The sequence below is a fragment of the Microbulbifer mangrovi genome, from assembly GCF_002009015.1.
Classification (GTDB): Bacteria; Pseudomonadota; Gammaproteobacteria; order Pseudomonadales; family Cellvibrionaceae; genus Microbulbifer; species Microbulbifer mangrovi.
Window position 1 is genome coordinate 1 of the sequence record NZ_LZDE01000094.1, and the last position, 862, is coordinate 862.

At 39.4% G+C, this 862-nt stretch carries 1 protein-coding gene; it reads left to right on the forward strand.

Annotated elements, in window-relative coordinates; genetic code table 11:
• Positions 1–51: 51 nt before the first annotated feature.
• Entirely contained in the window at positions 52–819 is a 768-nt protein-coding gene (locus tag B4U49_RS00435; RefSeq protein WP_078082646.1) for a putative phage abortive infection protein, read from the forward strand.
• The last annotated feature ends 43 nt before the right edge of the window (positions 820–862 follow it).

The following is an 862-nucleotide window of genomic DNA, read 5'->3' on the forward strand; positions in this document are numbered from 1 at the left end:
TCGCCCCTGTTGCGGGCGTTAGGGCTACAGCAGTAATAATTAAGGATTTTCATGAAGTTCTATCAAAAACCATTGTTTATTTTTGGGCTAATAGCCTTTGTATTTATCGGGTATGGATTAGCTCTTGAGAATGGTTGGTGGATATTGAATGGTAAAGATGAGGGGCAGCTAGGTACATTTGGTGATAGCTGGGGTATGTTAACCTCTTTGTTTTCTGCATTAGCATTTGGCGGGCTAATGATTACCATTTGGCAGCAGCAAGAGGAGCTTGGACTTACGAGAAAGGAAATGAAAGATCAGCAATTTGAGAACATGCTTTTCAAAATGCTGGAAGTGCACGCAACAATTGTTGCAGATCTAGATTTGCGCTCAAAATCAGCGAATAGCCAACAAACAACTACCGGTAGGGATTGCTTTACTGCTTTCTTAAAAAGATTGAAAGGGAATTACAATTTCTACCAGAAAAAATTCCCAGAAAAATCAGACCAAGATTTAGTTGAGGATGCTTATAGATATTTTTGGCGAAAAAATAGAAACAATCTGGGGCACTATTTCCGCTATGTTTATAATATTTTCAAGTATATAGATTCCTCAGAAAGAGAAGATAAAAAAACGTATACAAACATTGTACGTGCGCAGCTTTCCGACCACGAAGTTGCATTGCTCTACTACAACTGCCTATCGGAATTCGGATCTGAAAAATTCAAGCCATTAGCTATCGAATATGAACTTTTTGATAACATGCCAAAAGATCTCCTTATACGGGTTCAGCATGAAGTTTTGTATCCGGAAAAGGCATTTGGAGGGCAAAGGCCCTAACAAAGCGCTGCAAAGGGACGGCTTACTTTGTGCACTTTATGCG